Below are 12,493 nucleotides of genomic sequence, written 5' to 3'. Positions count from 1 at the left end.
CGAATAACGGAGAATTTACATTCCCGATGCGATGGCGCCCTGGCGCTGCTGCACACCATAAGAAAGTAAAGGTGTACCCCCATGAAGAATTCGCTGATTGCTCTGGCCCTGGCCGCTGCCCTGCCGTTCACCGCCTCGGCTGCTGAGAACCTGTCGTACAACTACGCCGAAGCCGACTACGCCAAGACCGACATCGACGCGTTCAAGGCCGACGGCTGGGGCGTGAAGGGTTCGTACGGCTTCCTGCCGAACTTCCACGCTTTCGGTGAGTACAGCCGCCAGGAAATCGACCACACCAACATCAAGCTGGACCAGTGGAAGATCGGCGCCGGCTACAACGTTGAAATCGCCCCGACCACCGACTTCGTTGCCCGCGTTGCTTACCAGAAGCGCGACCAGAAGCACGGCCTGGACTTCAATGGCTACAGCGCTGAAGCCGGTATCCGCACCGCCTTCGGTGCCCACGCCGAAGTCTACGGCATGGTCGGCTACGAAGACTTCTCGAAGAAGCACGGCATCAATCCGGAAGGCCAGTGGTACGGCCGCCTGGGTGGTCAGGTCAAGCTGAACCAGAACTGGGGCCTGAACGGCGAGCTGAAGATGAACCGCGACGGCGACAAGGAATACACCGTCGGCCCGCGCTTCAGCTGGTAATTGCTTCCTCGGCGCGCCTGCGCGCCGAAGATGCCTCGACAGGCCCGGCCCATGCCGGGCCTGTTGCGTTTCCGGCTGGGCAAACGCTACCTGACCGTGTCGCGGCGGAAGGGCGGCATTGCAACGAATTGGATTCCGCAGGCGTCGGCTGCGCCCTAGGGTGAGTGGCCTGTTCTGCAGGAATGCAACGATGCCCACGTTTCCGTCGCCCCGCGATTCTCCCTGCCGCCTCTTGCTGCTGGATCCACACCCGCTGTTGCGGCATGGCGTGCAGGAAGTCCTGGCCCGGCAGGCGGGCCTGCAGGTGGATGGAAGCTACGGCCGCAGCGGTGATCTGCTGCAGCGCCTGCAGCAGCAGGCGGCCGCGATCGATCTGCTGCTGGTCGACGCCTTGCCGATCGGTGACAGCGGCGAAGGCCTGGAACTGCTGCGGCACCTATCACGCCACTGGCCGGCAGTGCCGATCCTGGTGCTGTCCGCACACTGCAACGCGGGTGTCGTGTCCTTGGCCCTGCAGGCCGGAGCGCGCGGATTCTTGTCCAAGGCCTGCGCGCCGCAGATGCTGCTGCGGGCAGTGAGCGTGGTTGCCCGTGGCGGGCGCTTCGTGCCGCCGGAGCTGCGTGCACAGTTGAACCAGTCCCGTCGGCAGCGCCAGCAGTCCATGCGTTCACCACGGTTGAGTACCCGCGAGCGCACCGTCCTGCAGTGGGTGCTGCGTGGTTGCAGCACCGGCGAGATGGCACGCCGCAGTGGGCGTGCAGCCAGCACCATCAGCACGCAGAAGCGAGCGGCGTACCGCAAGCTGGGCATCCGCAACGATGGCGAGCTGTTCCGCTTCCGCCATCTGATCGACGCTGATTGAGGTGGCGTTACTCGCCCTGGTACTGCTTTTCTTCCACCAGGGCCGAACCGGCCACGCGGTTGATCTCGTTCTTCACCTGCACGCGCTCGCCATTGGTGCCATAGACACCACGCGCCAACTGGATGAAGGCATCGTCGAACACCTGGGCCGCTTCCTTGTCGCGCAGCTGGTCCTGGATGTCCCACATGCGCTCGTTGATCGCCTTCAGCTGCTGCTTCAGCACGGCCAGCGCCGGCTGAGCCTGCAGCTGCAGCTGCAGCAACGGCAGCAGGCCGTCCAGCTCGGTGCGCACGTTGCTCAGCTTGGCGGCATCGTCGATGCGCTCGGCCTTGATCTCGAGAATGGTGATCTTGTCGATCAGCTCGCCGATCGATACCGGAGTCAGGATGGCGTCCACGCGGTTGGTTCCTGGAAACAGGGCGCCATGATACCGCGCTGCTGGCATGTGGCCCCGGTCCGCGGGATTTACGCCGAATTTGCGCCACGGGCCCGGCAGCACCCTCGATCCGTTACGGCCACCGCCTCGACACTGCGGTCCCGGCGGCGTGACCGCCTTCGACGAGGAACACAGTGCAGTGAACAGCAAGGGGATGATGGCGGCAGTGGTGGTCGCCCTGGCAGGGCTGCTCGGCATCGGCACCGCCCAGGCGCAGGTGCAGGTGAGTGGCAGTGCCGCATTGACCAGCGATTACGTGTGGCGCGGCAGCTCGCAGAGCGACGGCGACCCGGCGGTGCAGGCCGGCGCGAAGGTCTCGATCCCATCGGGCTGGTACGCCAGCGCGTGGGGGTCCAACGTATCGTTCAAGCCGGACAACGGCGCGCGCAGCGAGTTTGACCTGGTGGCCGGTTGGAGTGGTGCACTGGCACCGGACTGGGCACTGGATGCCAACCTGACCCGCTACGTGTACCCGGGCACCGGCCGCGCGCTGGACTGGACCGAGCTCAATACCACCGTGACCTGGAAGCAGCGCGCCTGGCTGCAGCTGGCGCATTCCAACGACGCGCTGGCGGGCGGCCGTCGCGGCACCTACGCCCAGCTGGGTGTGCGGGTGCCGTTGCACGAACGGTTCCGCCTCGAAGCGGCGGTGGGCCAGTACTGGCTGGCCACCGCACAGGGGCCTGATTACCTGAATGGCCAGCTCAGTGCCATCGCCTCGCTGACCCCGGCATGGGAACTGCGCGCCACCGTGCATGACACCGACAACGCAGCGAAGCGGCTGTTTCCGGGCAATGCCGGCGGACGCTGGGAGCTGGCGCTGCAGGGCAGCTTCTAGTCAGTCACCGAAGCCTGGCGCGCGCGCAGCGCGCCGGGCAGCCACAGCAGCAGGGCCAGCATGGCCACCGCAGCACCGGCCACGCAGACGCCGGTCCAGCCGAAGCGCTGGTAGACCTGCGCCGACAGCAGCGAACCCAGCGAACCGCCGATGAAGTAGCCGGTCATGTAGCCGGCATTGAGGCGGTTGCGCGCTGCCGGTTGCAGTGCATAGATCAGGTTCTGGTTACTCACGTGCAGCAGCTGCGCGGCCAGGTCCAGCACCACCACGCCGACCAGCAGCGCCAGCAGCGAGTGTGCCGACAGCCCCAACGGCAGCCACGAGAGCAGCAACAGCATCAGTGCGATGGCAGTGGCACGTCCGGTCTGGCCACGATCGGACATGCGCCCGGCCAGGCCGGCCGCCAGCGTACCGGCGGCGCCGACCAGCCCGAACAGGCCGATGGTGGCATCGCTGTAGGCGTAGGGCGGTTGTGCCAGCAGGAACGCCAGCGGCGTCCAGAAGATCGCGAACATGGCGAAGCTGCAGGCGCCCAGCAGGGTGCGCTGGCGCAGCACCGGCTCCTGCACGAACAGCACGCCGATCGAGCGCAGCAATGCGAAATAGCCGAGGCCGGCGCTGTGGTGGAATCGCGGCAGGCCGCGCTGCAGCGCCAGTGCGGTCAGCACCAGGGTGCCGGCGGCGATCGCATACACCAGGCGCCAGTCGCCCAGGCTGGAAAGCAGGCCGGCCACGGTGCGCGCCAGCAGGATGCCCAGCAGCAGCCCGCTCATCAGCGTGCCGACCACGCGGCCACGATGCTCGGGTGCGGCCAGCGTCGCCGCGAACGGCACCAGCACCTGCGCCACCACCGAGAACAGGCCGGTGATCGCGGTGCCGACCAGCAACCAGGCCAGCGATGGTGCACAGGCACTGATCACCAGCCCGCCTGCCGACAACAGGCTCATCACCACGATCAGGCGGCGGCGTTCGAACAGGTCTCCCAGCGGCACCAGCAGGATCAGTCCGGCGGCATAGCTCAGCTGTGCGGCAGTGACCACCATGCCGACCTGGCCGAACGGCACACCGAAGGCATCGGCAATGGTGTGCAGCAGTGGCTGCGCATAGTAGTTGCTGGCCACGGCCACGCCGGTAGCCACCGACATCAGCAGCACCTGCCAGCGGTGCAGAGGGGGGAGGGACGGACTCACGTGGTATTCCACAAAGCGGGATGCACAGTGTCCGCCTGCTGCGGCCATGATGGAAATGAATCATCATCATCCATGCCATCTGGAAACGAGATAGTTGGATGAATCTCAAACAGCTCGAGTTTGCCGTCGCCCTGGCCGAAGAGGGCAATTTCACCCGCGCCGCAGAACGCTGCCATGTGGTGCAGTCCGCGTTGAGCCACCAGATTGCCTACCTGGAGCAGGAACTGGGCACGCCCCTGTTCGAGCGCCTGCCGCGGCAGGTGCGGGCCACCGCCGCCGGCGAGGCGCTGCTGGTGCATGCACGCCAGGTGCTGGCCAGCCTGCGCCACCTGCGCGCCGACGTGGCCGCCGTCACTGGCGAGGTGCGTGGCCTGCTGGCGATCGGGCAGATCTCCTCGCTGACCGACATCGATGTGGTGGCGATGCTGGCGGCCTTCCAGCAGGCGCACCCGCAGGTGGAGTTCCAGCTGCGGGTCGACAAGAGCGAGGACCTGATCGCGCAGGTGCAGTCGCGAGAGCTGGACGTGGCGCTGGTCGGATTGGCGCCGTCGGCAGGGCTGGACGGGGTCTGCCACCAGATGCTGCAGGAAGAAGACCTGGTGGCGGTGCTGGCGCCGTCACACCGCTTGGCCCGCCGCAAGCGGCTGCCATTGACCGAACTGCAGGACGAGGCGCTGGTCGACTTTCCGCGCGGCACCGGTGCGCGGCGGCAGACCGACGATGCCTTCGCTGCCGCTGGCCTGCCGCACACGGTGCGCTTCGAGGTCAATCTGATGGAACTGATCGAGCGCTTCGTCCGCCATGGGCTGGCGGTTGGCATCGTGCCAGCGTTGATCGCCGACGGGTTCCAGGGGGTGGTACAGATTCCGCTGCAGCCGACCCCGACCCGCCGCGTGCACCTGGTCTGGCAGCGACTGCCGACACCGGCGGCGCGGGCGTTCGTCAAGGCCGTGCTCAGCCGCGCAGGCGCAGGCTCAGGCCCTTGAGGAAATTGCGCAGCATCTGGTCCAGGCAGCGCCGGTAGTTGGTGTGCCCGGGCTGGCGGAACAATGCGCCCACTTCCGACTTGGAGACGTTGAAACCGGCGCTGGCGAAGATCTCCATCAGATCGACGTCGCGCAGCTGGAAGGCCACGCGCAGCTTCTTCAGCACCAGGTTGTTGTCGATGCGGGTTTCCACCGCACGCTGCGGCTGGCTTTCGTCGCGACCGCGCAGGTGCACGATCAGGCCGTCGAGGAAGTGCGCCAGCGCGCTGTCGCTCATCGCCTCGAAACCGGCTTCGTCCTCGCGGCGCAGCCAGGCCTTCACCTGTTCGGGATCCACGGCGAAGGCCGGGTCGGCCATCTGGCACAGGGTCACCACGTGGTGGTCGCCCAGGTCCAGGGAGTAGCGCACGCTGCGCAGGACATCGTTGTTGATCATGGCCCCAATTGTACCGGTCACCCCGACAGGTGGGGCCGGATCTGGCCGATCAGGCAACGCAACCCCCGGCCGACGGTGCCAGAATGGGGGTCTGGTTTTTCCCCCTGGAGTTGCCTGATGACCCGCACTGTCCTGATTACCGGCGCCACGTCCGGCTTCGGCGCCGCCGCCGTCCACCGCTTCGCCCAGGCGGGCTGGAAGGTGATCGCCACCGGCCGCCGCGCTGAACGCCTGCAGCCGCTGGTCGAGCGCTACGGCAAGGACGTGGTGCATGCCGCCGCCTTCGACATCCGCGATCCGGTGGCGATGGAAGCGGCGCTGCTGGCACTGCCGCCGGCCTTCGGCGAGATCGATCTGCTGGTCAACAACGCCGGCCTGGCGCAGGGCACCGCGCCGGCACAGAGCGCCAAGCTGTCGGACTGGACCACGATGATCGACACCAACATCACCGCGCTGGTGACCCTGACCCACCGCCTGCTGCCGCAGCTGGTGGAGCGCAAGGGCGCAATCATCAACATTTCGTCGGTGGCCGGCGTCTACCCGTACCCGGGCGGCAATGCCTACGGTGGCACCAAGGCTTTCGTCAGCCAGTTCTCGCTCGGCCTGCGTTCGGACCTGCACGGCACCGGCGTGCGCGTGACCACGATCGAGCCGGGCATGGCCGAAACCGAGTTCACCGTGGTGCGTACCCATGGCGACCAGGCGGCGTCGGACAAGCTCTACACCGGCGCCAACCCGATGACCGCCGAAGACATCGCCGAACAGATCTTCTGGGTGGCCAGCCTGCCGCCGCACCTGAACATCAATCGCCTGGAACTGATGCCGGTCAGCCAGTCCTTCGCCGGTTTCCAGGTCGCCCGCGAAGTCTGACGTTCATTTGTAGAGTCGAGCCATGCTCGACTGCTTTCAACAGAAGCCGAGCATAGGCTCGACTCTACACAGACAAAAAAAAGCCGGGCTGTGCCCGGCTTTTTCATTCACTTCGGCAGACTCACTGTGCCTTGATCGCCATCGCCTGCAGGCCGGTGCCATCCAGCTTCTGCTTGGCTTCAGACAGTTCACCTGCACTGCCATACGGCCCCATGCGCACGCGGTACACGGTCTTGCCGTTGATCTGCGCCGATTCGACGCGTGCCGCCAGGCCCATCATCGCCAGCTTGGCCTTGGTCGCTTCGGCATCGCCGGAGGCACCGAACGCACCCGCCTGCAGGATGTAGCGGGCATTGTCGGCGGCAGCCGGTGCCGCAGCGGCGGGGGTAGTGGCCGCGGTCGGCGCGGTTTCCGCACGCGCTGCCGGAGTGGCGGCGGCGGTGCTGGTCGACGCCGTCGGCGTGCTGGCCGGAGGCGTTGCCGCAGCCGGTCGTTCGCTCAGCGGTGCCGGCAGCGGACGGCTGGTGGCGGTCACCGGTGCGGTGCTGGCCACGCTGGCGGTTGCCGTCGGTGCGGGCGCGGTAGCCGCTGGCGGCGGAACCGGCTTGCCTTCCAGTGCCGCCTGCGCGCGCTGCGCTTCAGCCTTGGCCCGGCGCTGGTCTTCAGCACGCGCGCTGGCAGCCAGCTCGGCGTCGGACATTTCAACTTCCTTGCCCGGCAGCAGGGTGTAGAAGTCGTACTGGGTGGCGGCCGGCTTTTCCGGTTCGGCCGGCTTCGGCGTGGCCGGCTGCGCGGCCGGCTGGGTGCCGACATCGCTGTCGGCATCAGCGACCGGGGCAGGCTGCGCGTTCGGGTTCGGCTGCGGACCGGCGCGCAGGAAGCCATCGCCTTCGCCCTTGAACAGGTTCGGCGCCGCCAGGAACACCACGGCCGCAATCGCCACGCCAGCGACCAGCCACACCCATCCGGGTGTGCCCTGGCTGCTGCTGTTGCGTCGTGCCTGGTTTTTGCCGCGTCGTGCTGCCATGTGTACTGCGTCTCCTGATGCTTACATTTTTTCCGGGGCGCTGACGCCCAGGAGTTCGAGGCCGTTGGCCAGCACCTGGCGCGCGGCGCAGGCCAGGGTCAGCTTGGCGTTGCGATCCGCAGCGTCTTCCACCAGCACCGGCGTCCCGTGATACCACGTGTGGAACGCGTGCGCCAATTCACGCAGGTACTGCGCCACCAGATGCGGTTCCAGCGCCACGCCGGCCGCCTCCACCACTTCCGGGTACCGCGAGATCTCGTTCATCAGCAGCAGCGAGGCGTCGTCGGCCAGGCGGCCGAGGTTGGCCAGGCCATTGCCCTGTTCGTACACCAGGCCCTTCTCCTGTGCCTGGCGCAGCAGGCTGCAGACGCGGGCGTGCGCGTACTGCACGTAGAACACCGGGTTGTCGTTGCTCTGCTGGCGGGCCAGGTCGATGTCGAAGGTCAGCTGCGAATCGGGCTTGCGCGCGATCAGGAACCAGCGGGTGGCATCGCGGCCGGCCTCCTCGATCAGGTCGCGCAGGGTGAAGTAGCTGCCGGCACGCTTGGACAGCTTCACTTCCTCGCCGCCACGCATGACGGTGACCATCTGGTGCAGCACGTACTCCGGCCAGCCCTGCGGGATGCCCACTTCCATCGCCTGCAGGCCGGCGCGCACGCGTGCCAGCGAACCATGGTGATCGGCGCCGAGCTCGGTGATCGCGCGCTCGTAGCCGCGCTGCCACTTGGACAGGTGGTAGGCCACGTCCGGCACGAAGTAGGTGAAGGTGCCGTCGGACTTGCGCATCACGCGGTCCTTGTCGTCACCGAAGTCGGTGCTGCGCAGCCACAGCGCGCCACCTTCTTCATAGGTATGACCCGAGGCCTGCAGCTTGGCGACCGCTTCGGCGACTTTGCCGTCGGCGTACAGCGAGCTTTCCAGGAAATAGATGTCGAAGTCGACGCCGAACGCGGCCAGGTCCAGATTCTGCTCGTTGCGCAGGTAGGCCACAGCGAAGCGGCGGATCGCCTGCATGTCGTCCGGGTCCTTGGCACCGACCACGGTGCTGCCTTCCAGATCGACGCTGGCGCCGGCCATGTAGGCGCGGGCGACGTCGGCGATGTATTCACCGCGGTAGCCACCTTCCGGCCAGCCATCCTGGTCCGGCGCGATGCCCTTGATCCGCGCCTGGGTGGACAGCGCCAGGTTCTCGATCTGCACGCCGGCGTCGTTGTAGTAGAACTCACGCTTGGCGTTCCAGCCGTTGGCGTCGAGCACGCGCGCCACGCAGTCGCCGATCGCCGCCGCGCGGCCATGGCCGACATGCAGCGGGCCGGTCGGGTTGGCCGACACGTACTCCACGCCCACCGTGCGGCCATTGCCGGACAGGTTGCGGCCGTAGTCGTGGGCTTCCTTGATGACCGACGCGGCTTCACGCTGGTACGCGGCCGGCGCCAGGTGGAAATTGATGAAGCCGGGGCCGGCGATCTCGACCTTGCTGACGTCCTCGCTGCGCGGCAGTGCCTCGACCAGCGCCTGTGCCAGTGCACGCGGATTGCTGCGCGCGGCCTTGGCCAGCAGCATCGCGGCGTTGGTGGCGAAGTCGCCGTGGTCGCGGGTCTTCGGGCGCTCGACCACGAAGTCCGGCGGCAGGGAGTCGGCGGGCAGGGTGCCATTGGCGCGCAAGGCTTCGATGCCTTGGCTGATCAGGGCGCGGAGGAGATTTTTCACGAGGCCTGCTGTGAGAATGAGCGGCGGAATCGCCCATTTTAGCGCAGATACCAGCGGCCACGCTGACCGAAACCTGCCTGTGGGGGCGACCGATGGCGCCTGGAGGGCGGGCGCTCAGCCGAACAGGCGGGGCTGGGGCGGCGACAGCAGGCCTCGTTCAGCAAACGAAACGGGGCGGCCCTCACCGACCACGAAGTGGTCCAGCAGGCGCACGTCCACCATCGCCAGTGCCTGCTGCAGTTCGTCGGTGATGCGGGTATCGGCGCTGGAGGGTTCCGGGTCGCCGGAAGGGTGGTTGTGGCTGAGGATCACCGCTGCCGCGTTGTGCAGCAGGGCGCGCCGCACCACTTCGCGGGGGTAGACCGGTGCGGCGTTGATGGTGCCGTGGAACAGCTCCTCGCAGGCGATCAGGCGGTGCCGGTTGTCCAGGAACAGGGCCATGAAGATCTCCCGGGCCTGCCCGCGCAGGCGGTGCTGCAGATAGCGGCCGACCGCGGCCGGGTTGTTGCCGACCGCTTCGCCGTGTTCCAGCTCGGCAGCCAGGTAGCGGTGGGCCAGTTCCAGCCCGGCAGCCAGCGTACAGCTGCGCGCCGGGCCGAGCCCGGGCAGGCGGGCCAGGTCACGCGCGGGGCGGTCCAGCAGCACCCGCAACGGGCCGTGCGCCTGCAGCAGGTCGCGCGCGGTCTGCACGGCATCGCGGCCACCGAACCCGGAGCCGAGAAACAGGGCCAGCAGTTCGGCGTCGGAAAGTGCCGTGGGCCCGCGCGCGATCAGCTTCTCGCGGGGGCGTTCCTGTTCGGGCCAGTCATGGATGGGCATGCCTGCATCATCGCCAGCCTGCGTGACGGCTCCCATCGGTGCATACCGCAGCACCGGGTCGGACGATGCCTCACCCGCGTCGGGTCTGCAGATAGTCGAACAGTTCCTGGTTGTTCTGCAGGCCCAGCTTGCGCTTTGCTTCGGCCTTCTGCCGGCTGATGGTCTTCGGGCTGCGCCCGCAGCGTTCGGCGACGGCATTCACGCTGAGCCCGGTCGCCAGCAGATCCAGCACTTCCTGTTCCCGCGCCGACAGCGGCGACGGTTCGCGTGGAAACAGCAGGTCGCGCGCCTGCAGGTGGTGGCGCAGCTGCTGGGAGACGAAGACCTGCCCGGCCAGTGCGGCGTTCAGTGCCTGCGGCAGTTCGGCGAAATCGGCGCATTTGTCGACCAGCCCACTGATGCCCTCGCGCAGCAGTCCGTCCAGCAGCCCGGGATGGCGGGCGCCGGTCAGCACCACCACCGGCAGCCCGGGGTGACGCACGCGCAGCGCGTCGATCAGCTCTGGACCGTCCGGGCCGTCACCCGGCATCGACAGGTCGGTCAGCACCGCATCGCAGTCGTGGTGGTCCACCAGCTCCAGCAGCTGGGCGCCGTCACGTGCACTGCCGACGATGTCCATCAGGTGGGTCTGCAGCACGATACGGATGCCATGCAGGACCACGGGATGGTCGTCGGCAATGATGATGCGTGGATGCACGAGGCTCCTCGAAGGTCGAACAGGCCACGGCAGACGGCAGCCAATGCCTGATTCTGCAAAAGCGCAGACCCGTAGAGGTATAGGAAAGGTCCGAAACCGATGCCCGGCTGACCCAGGGTCAGGCGCAGCGCGCTCCATCTACTGATAGCTGTCCGCTATGTGCACCCTGCACCGGGACATTACCGACCATCGGGTAAGCTAGCGCCCTCGTTTGCACAGGAATTCCAGGTGGCTGACTCCCCCAACGCTTCCCCCGCGCAGGCCCGCGCGCTGGAAGGTCAGAAACTGCTGTTGTGCGTCGGAGGCGGGATCGCGGCCTACAAGGCCCTGGAACTGGTGCGGCGCCTGCGCGACGCCGGTGCCCAGGTGCAGGTGGCGATGACCGCCGGTGCCCAGCAGTTCGTCACTCCGCTCAGTTTCCAGGCCCTGTCCGGGCAGCCCACCCGCACCACGCTGTGGGACAGCGCCGCCGAACAGGCCATGGGCCACATCGAGCTGGCGCGCTGGGCCGACCGCATCGTGGTTGCCCCGGGAACCGCCGATCTGCTGGCCCGGCTGGCCCAGGGCCATGCCGATGACCTGGTCAGCACGCTGTGCCTGGCCAGTACCGCGCCGTTGACGATCTGCCCGGCGATGAACCATCGCATGTGGCTGCACCCGGCCACCCAGGCCAACATCGCCCTGCTGCGCCAGCGCGGCGCGCAGGTGATCGGCCCGGTCGATGGCCCGCTGGCCGAAGGCGAGTCCGGTCCGGGGCGTCTGGCCGAACCGGGCGACATCGTGGCCGCGCTGGCCGCCAATGGCAGCAGCGCCGCGTCCGTTGCCGCGCCGGAAACCCGCGCGCTGCAGGGCCTGCGCCTGCTGATCAGCGCCGGCCCGACCTATGAAGACATCGATCCGGTGCGCTATGTCGGCAACCGCAGCAGCGGCAAGATGGGCTTTGCCCTGGCCGCGGCCGCAGCGACGATGGGCGCACAGGTGGTGCTGGTCAGCGGCCCCGTACAGCTGCCGACGCCACCCGGCGTGCAGCGTGTGGACGTGCGCTCGGCCGCGCAGATGCGCGATGCCGTGCTGAAGTCGCTGCCGGCCGACATCTATATCGGTGCCGCTGCGGTGTCTGACTACACGCCGCGCCAGGTCGCGCCGCAGAAGCTGAAGAAGACCGCCGACAGCCAGTCGCTGGTGATCGAGCTGGTGCGCACGCCGGACATCCTTGCCGAGGTGGCTGCGCAGACGCAGTCGCTGAAGCTGGTGGTCGGCTTTGCCGCCGAAACCCACGACGTGGAGAAATACGCGCGTGGCAAGCTGGTCGACAAGCGCCTGGACCTGGTGATCGCCAACCAGGTCGGCATCAGCGGCGGCGGTTTCGAGAGCGACAACAATGCCGCCACGGCCTTCTGGCAGGACGGTGAACAGGTATTTCCGGCCACCTCCAAGCGTGAGCTGGCCGAACAACTGCTGGCGCTGATCGCGCGGAGACTCCAGGCATGACCCAGGCTTTCACTTCCCAACCGCTGCAGGTCAAGCTGCTCGATCCGCGCTTCGGCGACAGCTGGCCGCTGCCGGCCTACGCCACCGAAGCCAGCGCCGGCATGGACCTGCGCGCGGCGCTGGATACCGCGCTGACCCTGCAGCCGGGTGACACCGCGCTGGTGCCCAGCGGCCTGGCCATCCACATTGCCGACCCGAACCTGTGCGCGGTGATCCTGCCGCGCTCGGGGCTGGGCCATCGCCACGGCATCGTGCTCGGCAATGGCACCGGCCTGATCGACGCCGATTACCAGGGCCCGCTGCTGATCAGCGTCTGGAACCGTGGCCGCGAGGCCTTCACCATCGAGCCGGGCGATCGCATCGCGCAGCTGGTGATCGTGCCGATTGCCCGCGTCAGCCTGCAGGTGGTGGATACTTTCACCGACAGCGTGCGGGGAACGGGTGGATTCGGCCATACCGGGGTGCGTTGACAGGGGA

At 67.7% G+C, this 12,493-nt stretch carries 14 protein-coding genes; 7 read left to right on the top strand and 7 right to left on the bottom strand.

What is annotated here, in order from left to right:
• Positions 1-81: 81 nt before the first annotated feature.
• Together V3B64_RS14160 and V3B64_RS14155 are read left to right on the top strand one after the other, a co-directional pair.
• Entirely contained in the window at positions 82-654 is a 573-nt protein-coding gene (locus V3B64_RS14160) for an Ax21 family protein (RefSeq protein ID WP_032130335.1), read from the top strand.
• Positions 655-844: 190 nt separating this feature from the next.
• The gene (locus tag V3B64_RS14155; RefSeq protein ID WP_049398097.1) at positions 845-1,516 is read left to right on the top strand and encodes a response regulator transcription factor; all 672 of its coding nucleotides are present in this window, start codon (positions 845-847) and stop codon (positions 1,514-1,516) included.
• A 7-nt stretch (positions 1,517-1,523) separates the two neighbouring features.
• Here V3B64_RS14155 and V3B64_RS14150 read toward each other — a convergent pair whose 3' ends face one another.
• Positions 1,524-1,913, bottom strand: coding sequence for a DUF6165 family protein (locus V3B64_RS14150; protein ID WP_032130333.1), 390 nt, complete (start codon positions 1,911-1,913; stop codon positions 1,524-1,526).
• Between the two features lie 178 nt (positions 1,914-2,091).
• On the opposite strand from V3B64_RS14150, the gene V3B64_RS14145 reads away from it, so the two are divergent.
• A complete protein-coding gene (locus V3B64_RS14145) occupies positions 2,092-2,790 on the top strand; it encodes a TorF family putative porin (RefSeq protein WP_121505159.1) in 699 nt (232 codons plus the stop codon).
• Here V3B64_RS14145 and V3B64_RS14140 read toward each other — a convergent pair.
• Positions 2,787-4,028 (bottom strand): MFS transporter, encoded by a 1,242-nt coding sequence (locus V3B64_RS14140; RefSeq protein ID WP_121505151.1) that lies wholly within the window; start codon positions 4,026-4,028, stop codon positions 2,787-2,789. The two genes, V3B64_RS14145 and V3B64_RS14140, sit on opposite strands and share 4 nt — an antisense overlap.
• A 50-nt stretch (positions 4,029-4,078) precedes the next feature.
• Here V3B64_RS14140 and V3B64_RS14135 point away from each other — a divergent pair, with 50 nt between their 5' ends.
• Positions 4,079-4,966, top strand: a complete 888-nt coding sequence (locus V3B64_RS14135; RefSeq protein ID WP_121505152.1) for a LysR family transcriptional regulator — start codon at positions 4,079-4,081, stop codon at positions 4,964-4,966.
• Here V3B64_RS14135 and V3B64_RS14130 read toward each other — a convergent pair.
• On the bottom strand, positions 4,935-5,402 hold the full coding sequence (locus V3B64_RS14130; protein ID WP_005411992.1) for a DUF1456 family protein: 468 nt from the start codon (positions 5,400-5,402) through the stop codon (positions 4,935-4,937). The genes V3B64_RS14135 and V3B64_RS14130 overlap by 32 nt on opposite strands.
• 117 nt (positions 5,403-5,519) lie before the next feature.
• On the opposite strand from V3B64_RS14130, the gene V3B64_RS14125 reads away from it, so the two are divergent.
• A complete protein-coding gene (locus V3B64_RS14125) occupies positions 5,520-6,272 on the top strand; it encodes an SDR family NAD(P)-dependent oxidoreductase (RefSeq protein ID WP_329893714.1) in 753 nt (250 codons plus the stop codon).
• A gap of 121 nt (positions 6,273-6,393) precedes the next feature.
• Here V3B64_RS14125 and V3B64_RS14120 read toward each other — a convergent pair whose 3' ends face one another.
• The 4 genes from V3B64_RS14120 to V3B64_RS14105 all read right to left on the bottom strand — a co-directional run bounded on the left by V3B64_RS14120 (position 6,394) and on the right by V3B64_RS14105 (position 10,525).
• On the bottom strand, positions 6,394-7,299 hold the full coding sequence (locus tag V3B64_RS14120; protein WP_049399052.1) for an SPOR domain-containing protein: 906 nt from the start codon (positions 7,297-7,299) through the stop codon (positions 6,394-6,396).
• A 21-nt stretch (positions 7,300-7,320) separates the two neighbouring features.
• Entirely contained in the window at positions 7,321-9,009 is a 1,689-nt protein-coding gene (gene argS / locus V3B64_RS14115) for an arginine--tRNA ligase (protein ID WP_012478915.1), read from the bottom strand.
• Between the two features lie 114 nt (positions 9,010-9,123).
• The gene (radC, locus tag V3B64_RS14110) at positions 9,124-9,828 is read right to left on the bottom strand and encodes a DNA repair protein RadC (protein ID WP_032130338.1); all 705 of its coding nucleotides are present in this window, start codon (positions 9,826-9,828) and stop codon (positions 9,124-9,126) included.
• A 70-nt stretch (positions 9,829-9,898) separates the two neighbouring features.
• Complete coding sequence (locus tag V3B64_RS14105; protein ID WP_032130328.1) at positions 9,899-10,525, bottom strand: response regulator transcription factor; 627 nt, start codon at positions 10,523-10,525, stop codon at positions 9,899-9,901.
• Between the two features lie 228 nt (positions 10,526-10,753).
• Between V3B64_RS14105 and coaBC the strand changes: the two genes are divergently transcribed.
• Positions 10,754-12,016 carry a bifunctional phosphopantothenoylcysteine decarboxylase/phosphopantothenate--cysteine ligase CoaBC gene (gene coaBC, locus V3B64_RS14100; protein ID WP_121505153.1) on the top strand — a complete coding sequence of 421 codons (1,263 nt, stop codon included), beginning with the start codon at positions 10,754-10,756 and terminating at the stop codon, positions 12,014-12,016.
• Positions 12,013-12,486 (top strand): dUTP diphosphatase, encoded by a 474-nt coding sequence (gene dut, locus V3B64_RS14095; RefSeq protein WP_032130326.1) that lies wholly within the window; start codon positions 12,013-12,015, stop codon positions 12,484-12,486. Before coaBC ends, dut begins: the two co-directional genes overlap by 4 nt.
• The last annotated feature ends 7 nt before the right edge of the window (positions 12,487-12,493 follow it).

The organism is Stenotrophomonas sp. SMYL86, from assembly GCF_036320025.1.
Lineage (GTDB): Bacteria > Pseudomonadota > Gammaproteobacteria > Xanthomonadales > Xanthomonadaceae > Stenotrophomonas > Stenotrophomonas maltophilia_A.
Note: the sequence above shows the minus strand (reverse complement) of the source record. Positions and strands in the feature narration are given on the sequence as shown.

Bases quoted from the DNA above. Each gene is read 5' to 3' on its own strand.
- V3B64_RS14160 (WP_032130335.1), top strand. From the start codon at position 82: ATGAAGAATTCGCTGATTGCTCTGGCCCTGGCCGCTGCCCTGCCGTTC.
- V3B64_RS14155 (WP_049398097.1), top strand. From the start codon at position 845: ATGCCCACGTTTCCGTCGCCCCGCGATTCTCCCTGCCGCCTCTTGCTG.
- V3B64_RS14140 (WP_121505151.1), bottom strand. From the start codon at position 4,028: ATGGCCGCAGCAGGCGGACACTGTGCATCCCGCTTTGTGGAATACCAC.
- V3B64_RS14135 (WP_121505152.1), top strand. From the start codon at position 4,079: ATGAATCTCAAACAGCTCGAGTTTGCCGTCGCCCTGGCCGAAGAGGGC.
- V3B64_RS14130 (WP_005411992.1), bottom strand. From the start codon at position 5,402: ATGATCAACAACGATGTCCTGCGCAGCGTGCGCTACTCCCTGGACCTG.
- V3B64_RS14125 (WP_329893714.1), top strand. From the start codon at position 5,520: ATGACCCGCACTGTCCTGATTACCGGCGCCACGTCCGGCTTCGGCGCC.
- V3B64_RS14120 (WP_049399052.1), bottom strand. From the start codon at position 7,299: ATGGCAGCACGACGCGGCAAAAACCAGGCACGACGCAACAGCAGCAGC.
- radC (WP_032130338.1), bottom strand. From the start codon at position 9,828: ATGCCCATCCATGACTGGCCCGAACAGGAACGCCCCCGCGAGAAGCTG.
- dut (WP_032130326.1), top strand. From the start codon at position 12,013: ATGACCCAGGCTTTCACTTCCCAACCGCTGCAGGTCAAGCTGCTCGAT.